Below are 13,799 nucleotides of genomic sequence, written 5' to 3' on the forward strand. Positions count from 1 at the left end.
GTTCGTCACGAAGACGTCACACGGCATTCATATCATCCCTTCACTTTTTCTGCCTCACAATCCATTGAAGGGTTAGCCCATGCATTACGCCAGTCCACTGCGCCGCCTTCCGCTCGCCATCGCCATCGGCGCCATCCTCGCCCTGAGCGCCTGCGGCGGTTCCGATCACCATGACGATGCCGACGTCGTCGTCGTGCTTCCGCCGGCGCCGGCCGACCAGGGCGCGGCCGATACCGCGCCGGTCCCTGCCGTCACGGCCTTCGTGGACACCGTCGCCACCAACCAGCGCGGCGACGCCCGCTACGCCACCCTGGCCACGAATGCCGGCGTGCGCGTGCTTGGCGGCATGCTCGACGTCTGGAAGCCGCTCACCGAGATCGTCGACGCCGGCCAGGCAGCCCCGGCCGTGGAAGGCTTCCCCGCCGTCGTCGCCTCGAGCTGGACCGGCTTGCCGAACGACGGCACGCCCGGCGGCACGGTCGTCAACGCACAAGTCCACAACGCGAACATCGACTACGTGGTCAGGGCCACTGCGAGCCGCACGCCCGAACAGGCCTTGCTGGCCTACCTCGACGACCGGCGCGGCAAGGGCTACAGCACCGCCAGCGGCATGGGCCCACTCACCGACGCCTGGCGCAGCGCCGCGCGCCAGACCACCACCATCAACGACATGCCGCAGGACGCCGTCAGCGTCAAATACGAGGACGGCGGCAACAACAACGGCGTCGGCGGCGACGCCAATCCCGAGTTCGGCAAGGTGATCGACCTGGTCAACGCGATGGGCGCAAACGGCTCGACCGAGCCGGCCAAGCGCTTCTACAAGTACGCGCGGCCATACCGCTGGAGCAGCGCGGTGCAGGTGGTGCCGCAGCTGGAGCCGGCCAAGAGCTCCACGCCGGGCACCGACGGCGGCTTCACCAGCGGCCATTCGGCGGAAGCGACCCGCAACGCCGTCGCCATGGCCTATGTGGTGCCGGAACGCTTCCAGGAACTGGTCGGCCGCGGCCTGGAGCTCGGCGAAAGCCGCATCCTGGCCGGCATGCACTCGCCGCTGGACGTGATCAGCGGCCGCGTGCAGGCGCAGGCCGTCGCCGCGGCCAACCTGATCGCCGCCGGCGCCACCACCCGCGCCGCCGCCCGCGCCCAGGCGCAGACGACGCTGATGAAGCTGACCAGCACGACGCCGGCCACCTTCGCGAACTACGCCGCCTCGGGCCTGCCTGCCAATGACCGCTTCGCCGACTACGCGACCAGCAAGGCCAATTACCTGCGCCGCATGACCTATGGCCTGCCGCAGATCGGCTCGGCCACCGCGCCGGCGGTGGTGCCGAAAGGCGCCGAGGTGATGCTGGAAACCCGCCTGCCCTACCTGAGCGAAGCGCAGCGCCGGGTGGTGCTCAAGACGACGGCGATCCCTTCCGGCCACCCGGTGCTGGACGATCCTGAAGGCTGGGGCCGCCTCAATCTGTTTGCCGCAGCCGAGGGTTATGCCGTCTTCACCGGCAACGTGGTGGTGAACATGGACGCAAGCAAGGGCGGCTTCCATGCCGTCGACCGCTGGCGCAACGACATCTCGGGTAGCGGCAAACTGGTCAAGCAAGGCAGCGGCGTGCTGAAGCTGGGCGGCAGGAACAGCTGGAGCGGCGGCGCCCAGGTCGAGGGCGGCACGCTCGAAGCGCTGTCGATGACCGCCTTCGGCACCGGCGAGGTGTATGTCGCCGGCGGCGCCACGGTGGTCAACAATACGGCGGGCACGCTGGCGCTGGCGAAGGGGTACACCCAGCTCGCGGGCGCCGCGCTCGAAATGCGCGTCGGCGCGGTGACCCACGGCCACCTGAGCGTCAGCGGCGCGGTGACGATCGGCGGCGGCACGCTGCGCATCGTGTTCCAGAACGGCTACAAGCCGGCGGCCGGCGCGACGCTGAAGGTCATCACCGCGGGCAGCCTGAAGGGCAAGTTCGAGACCATCACCGTCGAGGGCTACACGGTGACGCCGACCTATACCGACACCGGGTTGGAACTGCGCCTGGGCGCATGATGGCGTGGGCGCGTGAGATCGTGACGCCGATGTAGAAAGGGCCGGGAGCGATCCCGGCCCTTTTCAGTCTGGCTTATTCGTCGAAGTCTTCGGCCAGGTTCTTCCAGCCGCGGCTCTTGGCGAAGGCCGCGAATTCCTCGGGCGCTTCGAGCACGATCAGGCGGCTTTCCTGCAGGCCCGGATCGCTGTGGCCGAAGTCCGGCCCCTTGTAGCCGACTGCGCGCAGGCGGTCGATGATCTGGCGCACCAGGACCGTGTCCTTGTAGGCGCCCGGTTCGAGCTTGGCCGCGAACTTCACGTACACGTCAATGATCCCGTAGCCCTCGTCGAAGATGGTGATGTTCTTCACGTCGAGGGTACGGCCTTGCCCATCCTTGGCCTGGAAGGCGCCGGACAGTTCGATATCGGATTCGGTAGTCATGGCGCCAGCATATCACCGGCGCGCACGGCGCGGCGTCAGTGATCGTAGCTGAGCACGCGCAGCAGCTTCCACGCGCCCTCTTCGCGCGCCCAGACCATCGAGAAACGGTAGACGCTGCAGCTTTCGGGCTCGCTGGGCGAGGGCTTGTTGCAGAAGCGGTGCTTGCCGATATGCATGGCATGCTCCGGCCCGGACGGGAAGATCTCGAAGGTGTCGAGCAAGGCTTCGCGCCGGATCCGGTTCGGCGCCGCGAAGTTCCTTTCGAAGACGGCGATATTCTCGTCGTACCCGGTCACGCCGCTGCGATCGTGATAGAACTCGAGGCGCCGGCTGAAGCCTTCCTTCATCGGCCCGATATCACGCACGTTCAGGCCGCCGAACAGGCGCGCGTCGGCGGCCGTGATCTCGGCCGCCAGGCGCGCCCGGTCCGGGCTCTCGTCGGCGCCCACCGCCATGGCGCTTGCCGCCATCAGGCATGCCGTAATCCATCCCTTGTTCATGTTCACCCCCGCTCCCTGGATGAGTGCACTATGCCAGCCGGAACTGCGAAGCGCCTGGCGGTTCCGATGGAACGACGAGGCGCGGGGTCGAATGGCTGCGTAGCCCGATGAACGGTCGATGCTCAGACTTCCCACTGCAGCTTGAAGGTGAGCGACCTGCTGCGCTCATCCACCAGCGGCAACTTGTCGTCGACGACCCCGAGCGATACCGTCCTGCCGACCCGCCACTGGTAGCGATACAGCAGCGAACGATGGACCTGGCGGTCGTTCCACGCCTCGAGCTGGGTCACGCCATCGTCGCGCCGCGCGGCCCAGGTGTTCTGGGCCAGCAGGCGCAGCGAATCGCGCGCGCTGAAATGCAGCATCGCCAGCCAGCGCCAGGCGGTGTCCGAGAAAGCCGGCTGGCCCAGCGTGCCCTGCACCCAGGCCCGGTTCACGTGATGGTCCAGCTCCAGCGACCAGCCGCGGCGCAAGGGGAAACGCAGTCCCACGTCCAGGATCACGTTGCCGCCCGGCCCCACGCGATCGGCGTCGACGTCGAGCTGGCGCCCCAGCGCGGCCTCCAGCGCGATCTTCGAGATCCATGGGGCCGGCGTGGTCTCGACGCCGAAGTTGACGACCCGGGTGTCGTGCAGGCGCCCGCCCGGCCCGGCGCGCTGGCGGTCGAAGCCCAGTTCGACCCACAGGCCGGTCTGCAGCGGCGCCGCCATCCACACGCCGGGACGGAGCTTCCTCTCGACGGTCTCGCCGCCGCGCTGGCCGGTCGTGGAGTCGGCCAGGGTGCGCATCTCGTGCACGATCAGATAGGTCTCGAACTCGTACAGCTCGAGCGAGCCGAGGGACTGCGGGCCCAGGATCCGGTTCATCGATCCCGTGATGCGGGCGATGCCGGCCTGCGGCACGAAGCCGTTGTCGTTCACGAAGCCGGGCGCGATCGCTTCCACCTCGGCCTCGTGCCACCAGCGCGCCGTCTTGTGCAGGTACTTGCCCCACAGGTAGCCGCCGGAGCGCTGGTCCACCTGCGCCGGCAAGTCATCTTCCGTGAAGCCGGCCGTGGTGCGCGAGGCCATCGCCACCCCGGACAGCTGGTGCTGCACGCCGCCGTCGGTCTCGCCGCGCCATTGCGCGTCGACGCCCAGCACCTCGTTGCTGCCGAAGCGGTGGTAGTCGCGCTGCGAGACGAAGGCGCCCAGCAGCAGGCCTTCCTGGTGCCAGCGCGCACGCGCCAGGCTGGCCATCGTGCGCCGGGTCTGTGCGTATTCCAGCGTTTCATAAGGACGCCCGCGCAGCACCAGGCCGCCCGGCTCGTCGCGCAGGCTCATCGCGGTGGCGTCCATGTGCGCGCCGCGCCAGGTCGCGCGCAGGCCATATTCGGGATCGTTCACGGTGCGTGAATAAAAGGCCGGCAGTGGCAGGCCCAGCACGTCGGCGCTCTCCAGGAAGAAGCCGCGCTTCTCGGGCAGGCTGAGCGCCACGTTGCTGGCGCCCTGCGACAACGGCTCGTCGATCTCGACCTGGGAAAAATCGGGATTGATGGTGGCGTTGAACACCCAGTCGGCGCGCGGCCGGGCATTGATCTCCAGGCCCAGCTCGGCCTGCTGGCCGCGCAAGCGCTGGCCCGGTGTCGCCGCGCGTTCGCTGCGCACGGTCAGCTCGGGCCGCAGCTCGACGAAGCCGCGGTCGCGTACCGTTTCGACGGTGGCGTCCATACCCGCGATCTCCTGCAGGAAGCTCAGGTGGCTCAGTGCGTCGATCCGGAACGGCGCGCTCACCAGCAACGCGCCGTCGGCGTGCGGGACGCTGCGCTCGACCATCATGCGCCAGTTGCGTCCATCCGCATACGGGAAACGCAGGTTCGACAGCGGCCAGCGCACTTCCATACTGTAGCCGTCGGGCAGGATCCTGACGGCAGTCTCGACCGGGAAATCCGGCCCAAGGTCGGATTCGTCGTCGTCGGCGCGGTGCATGCCGTCGCTGACCACGCCCAGGGTATTGATGCGCACGAACTGGGCCGAGCGGCCATGCCCGGCCGGGTCGATCCAGATGCCGATGAAGTCCTGGTCGGGGGCGACCTTGTCGCGCCGCGCCAGCTGGCCGCGGCGCAGCTCGGGCGCCGGATCCCAGGCGCGGATGCCGAATACCAGCGCGCCATCGTCGACCAGCAGCTGCACCGTGGTGCGCAAGCCCGCCGGAACAGGCTGCCCGTCGCGCGGCACATGTTTGTGGAAATCGTCGTATCGCGGCGCGCGCTGCCAGGCCGCCTCGTCGAGCACGCCGTCGATGGCCGGCGCCTCGGGCGCGGCGATACGCAGCGCGCGCAAGCCGTCGTGGTCGGCGGAAGCATGCGCGATGCCGGCAGCAAGGAGGACGGGGAGCAGGACAAGAAATCGGCGCAGGATCACGTAAGGGAATCGCTCGGGATGGGGGCCGGGCAGTCTAGCATGCGGGTTGTTAAAAAGAAAATGCAACCGACAGTCCATGCACCTTGGGTTGCGAGTGTGAAAGTGATTATTAGCCATGTCACATTCCGTGGTATGGCGTTCTCATTTGACAATCTTTAGCGCTATCGGCCTCGCGTCCACTCTGTGCGCGTGGATATTTACGCTACCATCAAATGCGCGATGCATGACGATCGTTTCGGTCTCTACTTCTTGAGCGTGAGAACAGATGAGTGCGCAGATGAGTACGACGCAGCCCATGCTTGATCCTTCCCTGCCCGAGCAGGCGGGCGCCCTGTCGCTCGACCTGCTGCTGAGTAACTTGCCGGGCGCGGTGTATCGCTGTCATAACGACCCTGACTGGACCATCGAATTCATCAGCGAAGGCGTCGAAAAGCTGACCGGCTACTCGCCGGCCGCCTTCACCGCGCGGCCCGGCCTGCCGTTCGGCTCCATCATCCTTCCCGAAGACCGCGTCCTGGTCGATGGTGCGATTGCCCTCGCGCTGGCCCAGGGCCGCGCCTACCAGGTGACCTACCGGATCCGCACCGCGAGCGGCGACGTGCGCTGGATCTGCGAACAGGGCTCGCTCAACCTGACAGGCGGCCCGCCCGGCATGCTGGAAGGGTTTCTCTCCGACTTCACGCGCCTGAAGAAGGCCGACCTCAAGATGCAGGAGCAGGCCTCGTTCCTGCAACGGGCGCGCGACGCCATCATCGCGATGGACATGCATTCCGTGATCACCTACTGGAACCATGGCGCCGAGCGCCTGTATGGCTGGAGCGCCCGGGAAGCGCTGGGCAAGCGCTTCTGCGACCTGTTGTGCGACAAGCCCGCGCTCTACGAGGCCGCCTTCAGGCAGACGCTCGAGTCAGGCGAGTGGGCGGGCGAGCTGGCCCATATCCGGAGCGACGGCTCGACGATCGACACCGATACCAGCTGGACCTTGCTGGGCCCGGACCAGGCCCTGGACGCCTGCCAGAAGATCCTGGTGATCGGCACCGACATCAGCGAGCGCAAGAGCAACGAAGCCAGGATCTTCCACCTGGCCTTCTTCGACCACCTGACCGACCTGCCCAACCGCGCCAACCTGCTCGACCACCTGCGCCGCGCCCTGCTCACCAGCACCCGCACGCGCAAGTGGGGAGCGCTGATGTTCTGCGACCTCGACAACTTCAAATTCCTCAACGACAGCCAGGGCCACGCGGCCGGCGACCAGCTGCTGCAGGCGGTGGCGCGCCGTCTCGAGCACTGCGTGCGCGAGGCCGACATGGTGGCGCGCCTGGGCGGCGACGAGTTCGTGGTGCTGATCCAGCCGGTGGAAGACGCGCGCGAACTGGCCGCGAACCAGGCCGAAATCGTCGCCGTCAAGGTCGTGGCGGCCCTGGCCGCGCCGTTCCAGCTGGGCGAGCTGAGTTACTCGGTGTCGGTCAGCATCGGCGTGGTCACGCTGTGCGGCGTCCATGACACGGTGGAGTCGACCCTGCGCCAGGCCGACGCCGCGATGTACCAGGCCAAGGCCGCGGGCCGCAACACCTTCCGCTTCCACGATCCGGCGGCGCAGGCCGCTTGGTCGGCGCGCGCCGAGCTCGAAGGCAGCCTGCGGCGCGCGCTGCAGCACGACGAGTTCGTGCTGCACTACCAGCCCCAGCTCGACCGCTCAGGCCGGGTGCTCGGGGCCGAGGCGCTGCTGCGCTGGCGCCTGCCCAATGGCCGGGTGCTCTATCCGGGCGAGTTCATCCGCGCCGCCGAGGAAAGCGGGATCATCGTCGAGATCGGCAAATGGGTGCTGCGCACCGCCTGCGCCGAGCTGGCGCGCTGGCAGCGCGTGCCCGAGACGGCCGGCCTGACCTTGTCGGTCAACGTCAGCGCGCGCCAGTTCAACCAGCCGGATTTCGTGCCCATGCTGCAGGGGATCTTCGAGCACAGCGGGGTGCAGCCCTCGAGCCTGAAACTGGAGTTGACCGAAAGCCTGGTCATCACCGACTTCACCCAGACCGCGCACACCATGGCCACGCTCAAGCGGCGCGGCCTGAGCTTTTCGCTGGACGACTTCGGCACCGGATATTCATCGCTGGCCACCCTGCGCAAGCTGCCGCTCGACCAGCTCAAGATCGACCACTCCTTCATGCGCGACGTGCTGACCGACCAGAACGACGCCTCGATCGTGCGCTCCATCATCGCGCTGGGCGACAGCCTGGGATTGCAGGTGATTGCCGAAGGGGTGGAGACGCCGGGGCAGCGCCAGTTCCTGTCGGATGCCGGCTGCCATCTCTACCAGGGGTTTCTTTACCAGAGCGCGCTCAGCGCCGAGCATTTCACGCAGTACGCGCGCGGCGTCCATTAATTGAAAAAGCCCGCACGCGGCGGGCCTTGGTCACGTGGCAAACGCCGCGTTCAGAATTTGTAGCCCACCGCCAGCACGATCGCCACCGGATCCAGCTTCATGAACTGGGTCTGGCCGGTCGAGAAGTGCACGTCGGTGCGCAGGCGGGTCTTGATGACCGTGGCGTCGGCGAACCAGCGCTCGTCGAAGTTCATCGCCACGCCGACTTGCGCGCTATAGGTCAGCTTGTTGTCGATCTTGAAGGTGGTCGGCACGTCGCTGCCTGGATTGGTGATCGCGGTCATCTTGGCCGAGCCGCGCTCCTTCATGAAATAGGCGTAGGTCGGGCCGACGCCGATGAAGGGACGGAAGGTCGAGGTCGGCGCGCCGAAGCGGTATTGCACGAAAGCGGTCGGCGGCAGCGCCTCGACCTCGCCCAGCTTGCCGGTGCCGGCGATTGCGCCGGCGCCGTAGATGCTGTGCTTGTACGGCGTGCCGAGCGCGCCTTCGACCGAGATATTGTCGGTCAGGCTGTAGGTGAGGATCAGCACCGGCTGCATGTCGTTGCCGACGTCGGCCTTGGTGCCCGGCAGCGCCGGCGCGCTGATGTCGCCGCTCTCGACCTTCGGCATCAAGCGGTTGAAACCGACCTTGGCCGTGATCTGGCCGGCCGATTGCGCGTATGCGCCGGACGCGAATGCCAGCCCGGCAGCCACACCCAGCACCTTGATCATGCTGTTGAAACGAACTTTCATGCTATCTCCTGATATGTGTGTGAGGACCCGTCACCTGGACGGGCCCGCCGCTGCTTACAGCCAGCCCTTGATGGCCATGTCCTTGAAGACATAGCGGGCGATGAGGTCGTTCTCGAACGGGGTCGGGTGGATCCCGTCGGCGAACATGTAGCGGCTCACATCACCGGCGACCGTGTTGTTCGCGGTGCAGATCAGCGAGGTCGTGCCCAGCGCGTTTTCGGCGCAGGCCGGGGCGCTGGTGTTGGTCAGGCCGTATGGACCGGGGTTCTTCACCTGGTCGTTGCTGACGGTGTACAGGTCGGTGTACAGCACGCGCGCATCGTCGGCGCCCAGGCCGGCTTTCAGCTGGGTGTTGAAGGCGTTGACCATGGCGGTCACCAGTTGCTGGATCGCCACAGGACGCGACTTGGCGGTCGGGGTGCTGGCTACGTCCGGCAGGTTGGCGACGATGACGTACTTGGCGCCCTTGGCCAGCAGTTCGTTCTTGACCAGGCCCGCCATCTGCGCGCCGGCGGTGCCGAGCGCGGTGACCATGGCGGTCGCGTTGGCGGTCGCGTAGGCGCCGGCCGCGGTGTTGCCGGCGGCGGTGCCGTCGGCCTGGGCGGCGGCCACGATCGGACCATAGACGGCCGGCTGGGCGACGGCCTGGTTACCCGGCTGCATTGCGGCGGCGCGGACGGCTGCCTGCACCACGGTCTGGTCGGTCTTGCCTGGACGTGCGTTCTCGGTGGCGATCGCCGCGCCGATGGCTTGCGCCGCGGCTTGCGGGCTGGTCGCGCCGGCCGCGAGGCGGGTGGCCAGGGCGGTGGCGAAGGCTTGCGCGCCGGCGGCGGTGCCGGCATTGGTCACGGCGGCCAGCTGCATCAGCACGTCATTGCCGCCCGACAGCACGGTCACCAGTTCGGTGCCGCTGAACTTGTTGCCGGTCTTGGACAGGTGGTTCGCGATCTGGGTGACCATCGGGGTGGTCATTTCGCCGATCGGCGAGCCGGTCGCGGCATTGCCCGGACCGATCGGATTGATCACGCGCGAACCGCCCTGCGCGTAGTTGAAGCAATTCGGGTGGTTCACGATCGGCACGTTGAAGCCGAGCGAGGCGTCGCCCTGCAGGCCGGTCTGGGCGGCGCACGGGGCCGGCAGCTTGAGCTGGGCGGCCATGAAGTCGAGCCAGATCTTGCCGTTCAGGTCGACATTCTTGGCGCTGCTGTCGCCATTGATGGTGAACTTGCCGCCGCCGGCCGCCGCCACGGCGCCGACACGGTAGGTGCCCACGTCCGACAGGCTGTCGCCGAACGACACCATATTGGTGAAAGTGAGCTTGGTGGTCTGGTCGCCGCCGGCAGGGCTGGTGCCGCCGCCGCATGCGGTCAGGAGCGCGGCCGTCAGAACGGCCAGCGCGAATTTGGTATGACGCATTGTGTCTCCTGGATAGAAATTATCGTGAAACGAACGCCCGTGCTATTCGCATCATGAACACTATGCCAGCGATCAAACCGCTTGTATAGCAAATTCCATTGCGCGTAGGCATTTGGCTACCACACCTATTAAAAGAGATGGGGTCGCTTGCGGGATCGGATTATAACCAGCGTTTTCTATGCAGAAAGAGACGAATTTGTAACGGACGAGAACGAAATGCGGGGCGTTTGCGCCCCGTCATTTGCTTCATTGATATAAATTAAACTTTCGCCTGCGCGTTGAGCAGGCCGTGCACAATGCCCGTCGAACCGTGCGCCGCGCGGCGCAGGCGGTCGTTCACACCCAGCCAGTCGCCACCCTGCGGCGGCGCTTCGACCAGGATCACGTCGGCGCCCTGCCCGTCCATCGCGCGCAGCGCGGCGTACAGCGCGTAGGCGAAGCCGTCGGGCGCCGCCGGCAGGCGCAGTGCGGCGTGGGTCGCCGGCATGTCGCTCATGTGGATCAAAGCCACCTTGCGGCCGGCGCCATGCAGCGCGGCCAGGCTATCGAGCAGGGTCGCGTGCTCCTGCATCGCCACCGGCGTGTGCGGCGCGTAATGCGATTCAAGCGTGCCCGAGGCGCGCGGCGCGGCAGCGTCCGGCGCGGCCGGCAACTGGTCGATCACGGCGGCGATCGCCTCGGCAGAGATCTGGCCGGGACGCAGCAGCACGGGGCCGTGCGACTCCAGGCGCGACAAATCGACGATGGTCGATTCGATGCCGACCTGCGAGGGGCCGCCGTCGAGCACCATCGCCACGCTGCCGTCCGCCCCGAATTCATCGCGCACATGCTCGGCCAGGGTCGGGCTCACATGACCGAATTTATTCGCCGACGGCGCCGCGACGCCGCCCTTTCCTCCCTTGAAGGCGCGCAGCAGCGCCAGCGCCACCGGGTGCGCCGGACAGCGCAGGCCGACCGTGTCCTGGCCGCCGCTGACGGCGTCCGGGATGTTCGGGGCGCGCTTGAGGATCATGGTCAGCGGACCGGGCCAGAAGGCGTCGGCCAGCGCATGCGCCTGCGGCGGGATGTCGCAGGCCCAGTAGTCGAGCGGCGCTTCGGGAGCGAGATGCACGATCACCGGGTGGTCTTGCGGGCGGCCCTTGGCGGCGTAGATGGCGGCGACCGCCGCCGGGTTCTCGGCGTCGGCGCCCAGGCCGTACACGGTCTCGGTCGGGAAGGCGACCAGCTGGCCGGCCTCCAGCGCGCGGGCGGCGGCGTCGATCGCCGCCGGGTCGAACTGCTGCGTGTCCATCTTACGGCTCGATTCCCAGGATGGCGCAGGCGGCGCGCAGATTGCCCTGCGCCGCGGCGAGCGTCGGCGCCACGAAGGTCACATGGCCCATCTTGCGGCCGCGGCGCGGGTCGTTCTTGCCGTACAGGTGCAGGTTGGCGCCAGGCAGCGCCAGCACCCGGTCCCAGGCCGGTTCGCGCGCATCGTCGCTCTCGCCTTCGAACCATGCATCGCCCAGGATGTTGAGCATGACGGCGGACGAATGCTGGCGCACGTCGCCCAGCGGCAGGCGCGCCATCGCACGCACCTGCTGCGCGAACTGGCTGGTGATGCAGGCATCCATCGTGTAGTGGCCGCTGTTGTGCGGACGCGGCGCCATCTCGTTGACGACCAGGGCGCCGTCCTCCAGCACGAAGAACTCGATGCACAGCACGCCCACGTAACCCAGCTGGGCGACGATGGCGCGCGCCGCGTCCTGGGCCTGCTGCGCGCAGGCCGCGGACACGTTCGGCCCCGGCACGGTGGTGGTGAACAGGATGCCGTCGCGGTGCACGTTCTCGGCGATCGGGTACACGACGGACTCGCCGTCGTGGCCGCGCGCGGTCAGCACCGACACCTCGTAGGCCAGCGGCAGCATTTTTTCGAGCAGGCAGGTCACGCCACCCATGCTGTCGAAAGCGGCGCGCACGTCCTCGCGCGAGCGCACGCGGACCTGGCCCTTGCCGTCGTAGCCCATGCGCACGGTCTTGAGAATGCCCGGCAGCAGGTCGTCCTTGACGTCGTCGATGTCGGCATGCGAGGCAATGGTCTTGTGCGGGGCCGGCATCACCTTCGAGGCCGGCGCGCAGTCGACGAAGAACTTCTTTTCGAGGATGCGGTCTTGCGCGATCTGGACGCAGGAGCTTGCGGGTGCGACGAAACTATCGGCGGCCAGCAGCGCCAGGCTGTCGGCCGGGACGTTCTCGAATTCGGTGGTGACGGCCGAGCACAAGGCCGCCAGCTCGCTCAGCGCGCCGCCATTGGTGTAGCCGCCTTCGATGGTGCGATCGGCCACCTGGCCGGCCGGGCAATCGGCGCTCGGCTCGAGCACGGCGACCTTGTAGCCCATCTCCTGGGCGGCGTGGGCGAACATGCGGCCGAGCTGGCCGCCGCCCATCACGCCGAGCCAGGTCGACGGATCGGCGGAGGGAAGAAACGGATTATTCATCGCACTTACACAGGAAGAGTCATGGCCTGGGCGGCGGCGGTCTGGTCGCGGCGGAACTGCTCGAGCTTGTCGGCCAATGCGTCGTCGCCCGCGGCGATGATCGCCACCGCGGTCAAGGCCGCATTGGCGGCGCCGGCTTCGCCGATGGCGAAGGTCGACACCGGCACGCCCTTCGGCATCTGCACGATCGACAGCAGCGAATCCTCGCCGCGCAGGTATTTCGACGGCACCGGCACGCCCAGCACCGGCACGATGGTCTTGGCGGCCACCATGCCCGGCAGGTGGGCCGCGCCGCCGGCGCCTGCGATGATGGCGCGCAGGCCGCGCGCGCGCGCCTGTTCGGCGTAGGTGAACATCTCGTCCGGCATGCGGTGGGCCGAGATCACCTGGGCTTCGAACGGCACGCCGAACTGCTTCAGGATGGCCACGGCATGCTGCATCACGTCCCAGTCCGAGGACGAGCCCATGATCACACCCACCAGAGGTTTTGCTTGTTCGGTCATCCTGTTACGCCTTCAGCTTCTCGCCGGTCAGGCGTTCGATGGCTTCGAAATACTTGGCCTGGGTTTTTTCGATGACGTCCGCCGGCAGCGCGGGCGCCGGTGCGGTCTTGCCCCAGTCGGTCAGGGTTTCCAGGTAGTCGCGCACGAACTGCTTGTCGAACGACGGCGGCGACATGCCCGGCGCGTACGAGTCGGCCGGCCAGAAGCGCGACGAGTCGGCGGTCAGGACTTCGTCCATCAGGTGCATCACGCCGTTTTCATCGAGGCCGAATTCGAACTTGGTGTCGGCGATGATGATGCCGCGGGTAGCGGCGTATTCGGCGGCGGCGGTGTACAGCTTGATGCTGACTTCGCGCATCTTCGCGGCCAGCTCGGCGCCGATGCGCTGTTCCATCTCGGCGAACGAGATGTTCTCGTCGTGCTCGCCGAGTTCGGCCTTGGCGGCCGGGGTGAACAGCGGTTCCGGCAGCTTGTCGGCCTGGCGCAGGCCGGCCGGCAGCTGGATGCCGCAGATCGCGCCGCTTTGCTGATAGTCCTTCCAGCCCGAGCCGATGATGTACCCGCGCACGACGGCTTCGACCATGATCGGCTTGAGGCGCTTGGCCACGACGGCGCGGCCGCGCACTTGCTCCACCTCGTTCTCGGCGACCACGCTCTCCGGCGCCACGCCGGTCAGGTGGTTCGGCACGATGTGGCCGAGCTTCTCGAACCAGAAATCGCTCATCTGGTTCAGCACCATGCCCTTGCCCGGGATCGGCTCGTTCATGACCACGTCGAAGGCCGACAGACGGTCGGTGGTGACGATCAGGATCTTGTCGTCGCCGACGGCGTAGTTATCGCGCACCTTGCCGTGACCGAGCAGTGGCAGGGACTGGATGGAGGATTGGTAGAGGCTGTTCATAGATGGGCTATCAGGAAAGCGGAA

The 13,799-nt window shown here is 67.4% G+C and carries 11 protein-coding genes; 2 read left to right on the top strand and 9 right to left on the bottom strand.

Translation table 11 applies throughout. The annotated features are described in order from the left end of the window. Positions 1-79: 79 nt before the first annotated feature. Positions 80-2,038 carry a phosphatase PAP2 family protein gene (locus tag KY496_RS15855; protein WP_219861477.1) on the top strand — a complete coding sequence of 653 codons (1,959 nt, stop codon included), beginning with the start codon at positions 80-82 and terminating at the stop codon, positions 2,036-2,038. Positions 2,039-2,111: 73 nt separating this feature from the next. Here the strand turns inward: KY496_RS15855 and KY496_RS15860 are convergent, their stop codons facing one another. The 3 genes from KY496_RS15860 to KY496_RS15870 form a co-directional block, all read right to left on the bottom strand. After that, positions 2,112-2,459, bottom strand: a complete 348-nt coding sequence (locus KY496_RS15860; RefSeq protein WP_005665014.1) for a hypothetical protein — start codon at positions 2,457-2,459, stop codon at positions 2,112-2,114. 35 nt (positions 2,460-2,494) lie between these two features. Then, complete coding sequence (locus KY496_RS15865; RefSeq protein ID WP_219861479.1) at positions 2,495-2,929, bottom strand: nuclear transport factor 2 family protein; 435 nt, start codon at positions 2,927-2,929, stop codon at positions 2,495-2,497. A gap of 152 nt (positions 2,930-3,081) precedes the next feature. Next, complete coding sequence (locus KY496_RS15870; RefSeq protein WP_219861481.1) at positions 3,082-5,361, bottom strand: carbohydrate binding family 9 domain-containing protein; 2,280 nt, start codon at positions 5,359-5,361, stop codon at positions 3,082-3,084. 295 nt (positions 5,362-5,656) lie between these two features. Here KY496_RS15870 and KY496_RS15875 point away from each other — a divergent pair, with 295 nt between their 5' ends. Then, positions 5,657-7,744, top strand: coding sequence for a bifunctional diguanylate cyclase/phosphodiesterase (locus KY496_RS15875; protein ID WP_229520289.1), 2,088 nt, complete (start codon positions 5,657-5,659; stop codon positions 7,742-7,744). A 50-nt stretch (positions 7,745-7,794) separates the two neighbouring features. Here KY496_RS15875 and KY496_RS15880 read toward each other — a convergent pair whose 3' ends face one another. The 6 genes from KY496_RS15880 to KY496_RS15905 form a co-directional block, all read right to left on the bottom strand. Beyond that, on the bottom strand, positions 7,795-8,478 hold the full coding sequence (locus KY496_RS15880; RefSeq protein ID WP_219861484.1) for an OmpW family protein: 684 nt from the start codon (positions 8,476-8,478) through the stop codon (positions 7,795-7,797). Between the two features lie 54 nt (positions 8,479-8,532). Then, positions 8,533-9,894 (bottom strand): SGNH/GDSL hydrolase family protein, encoded by a 1,362-nt coding sequence (locus KY496_RS15885; protein ID WP_219861486.1) that lies wholly within the window; start codon positions 9,892-9,894, stop codon positions 8,533-8,535. A gap of 259 nt (positions 9,895-10,153) precedes the next feature. Next, positions 10,154-11,185 carry an L-threonylcarbamoyladenylate synthase gene (locus KY496_RS15890; RefSeq protein ID WP_005665005.1) on the bottom strand — a complete coding sequence of 344 codons (1,032 nt, stop codon included), beginning with the start codon at positions 11,183-11,185 and terminating at the stop codon, positions 10,154-10,156. 1 nt (position 11,186) lies between these two features. Beyond that, the gene (locus KY496_RS15895) at positions 11,187-12,371 is read right to left on the bottom strand and encodes a 5-(carboxyamino)imidazole ribonucleotide synthase (protein ID WP_219861488.1); all 1,185 of its coding nucleotides are present in this window, start codon (positions 12,369-12,371) and stop codon (positions 11,187-11,189) included. Positions 12,372-12,376: 5 nt separating this feature from the next. Then, positions 12,377-12,874: a 5-(carboxyamino)imidazole ribonucleotide mutase gene (gene purE / locus KY496_RS15900; RefSeq protein WP_184236645.1), complete on the bottom strand. Its 498-nt coding sequence runs from the start codon at positions 12,872-12,874 to the stop codon at positions 12,377-12,379. A 4-nt stretch (positions 12,875-12,878) separates the two neighbouring features. Continuing rightward, positions 12,879-13,775 carry a phosphoribosylaminoimidazolesuccinocarboxamide synthase gene (locus tag KY496_RS15905; protein ID WP_005664999.1) on the bottom strand — a complete coding sequence of 299 codons (897 nt, stop codon included), beginning with the start codon at positions 13,773-13,775 and terminating at the stop codon, positions 12,879-12,881. Between the last annotated feature and the right edge of the window lie 24 nt (positions 13,776-13,799).

Origin of the sequence: Massilia sp. NP310, from assembly GCF_019443485.1 — a bacterium.
Taxonomy (GTDB): domain Bacteria; phylum Pseudomonadota; class Gammaproteobacteria; order Burkholderiales; family Burkholderiaceae_D; genus Telluria; species Telluria timonae.

Excerpts from the sequence above, each read along its gene's own strand:
- KY496_RS15880 (WP_219861484.1), bottom strand. The coding sequence starts at position 8,478 with ATGAAAGTTCGTTTCAACAGCATGATCAAGGTGCTGGGTGTGGCTGCC.
- KY496_RS15860 (WP_005665014.1), bottom strand. The coding sequence starts at position 2,459 with ATGACTACCGAATCCGATATCGAACTGTCCGGCGCCTTCCAGGCCAAG.
- KY496_RS15890 (WP_005665005.1), bottom strand. The coding sequence starts at position 11,185 with ATGGACACGCAGCAGTTCGACCCGGCGGCGATCGACGCCGCCGCCCGC.
- KY496_RS15905 (WP_005664999.1), bottom strand. The coding sequence starts at position 13,775 with ATGAACAGCCTCTACCAATCCTCCATCCAGTCCCTGCCACTGCTCGGT.
- purE (WP_184236645.1), bottom strand. The coding sequence starts at position 12,874 with ATGACCGAACAAGCAAAACCTCTGGTGGGTGTGATCATGGGCTCGTCC.
- KY496_RS15885 (WP_219861486.1), bottom strand. The coding sequence starts at position 9,894 with ATGCGTCATACCAAATTCGCGCTGGCCGTTCTGACGGCCGCGCTCCTG.
- KY496_RS15895 (WP_219861488.1), bottom strand. The coding sequence starts at position 12,371 with ATGAATAATCCGTTTCTTCCCTCCGCCGATCCGTCGACCTGGCTCGGC.
- KY496_RS15875 (WP_229520289.1), top strand. The coding sequence starts at position 5,657 with ATGCTTGATCCTTCCCTGCCCGAGCAGGCGGGCGCCCTGTCGCTCGAC.
- KY496_RS15865 (WP_219861479.1), bottom strand. The coding sequence starts at position 2,929 with ATGGCGGCAAGCGCCATGGCGGTGGGCGCCGACGAGAGCCCGGACCGG.
- KY496_RS15855 (WP_219861477.1), top strand. The coding sequence starts at position 80 with ATGCATTACGCCAGTCCACTGCGCCGCCTTCCGCTCGCCATCGCCATC.